The organism is Ancylomarina sp. 16SWW S1-10-2, assembly GCF_009669305.1.
Lineage (GTDB): Bacteria > Bacteroidota > Bacteroidia > Bacteroidales > Marinifilaceae > Ancylomarina.
Genome location: NZ_SADB01000254.1, coordinates 1 through 422, shown reverse-complemented (window position 1 = coordinate 422; position 422 = coordinate 1). Strand labels below are relative to the sequence as shown.

The window sequence follows — 422 nt, the reverse complement described above, 5'->3', positions numbered from 1 at the left end:
TGCGATGATGGCGTCCCTTCCGATTTGGCCCTGGCTTAAACACTTCCCGGCGCGCGCACAATTGTGATCATTCATTTGGGGTGAGTGCGGGAATGATCAGGATTTCCACGCTGCGGATTTCCGTGCCGAAATCATAATCCACCCGGTCTGGCGCGATGGGGCGCAGCCAAATGGCGCTCAACCCCTCGGGCACAGCGGGGAAGTCATAAGCGAGGCGCATGGCCTTTCCTTCTTGCAGTTCAAGGCGGCTCCAGGCCCCGGGCATATTTCCCTCCAGGCGCACAGCCAGGGCCGCCGCATTGGTCACTTCCAAGGGCTGGGTTTGGATGAGGATTCGCAGGCGCTTGCCCGCGCTCGCGGCCTTTAGGTTCGGGGCCAGTTCCAGCCGCGCGCCACTTTCCAAGGTGCTGGATTGGCTGGCC

At 61.8% G+C, this 422-nt stretch carries 1 protein-coding gene; it reads right to left on the bottom strand.

The features are described 5' to 3' along the window. Positions 1-67: 67 nt before the first annotated feature. The coding region (locus tag EMN46_RS19760; protein WP_195715338.1) for a hypothetical protein at positions 68-422 on the bottom strand (355 nt) is incomplete at its 5' end.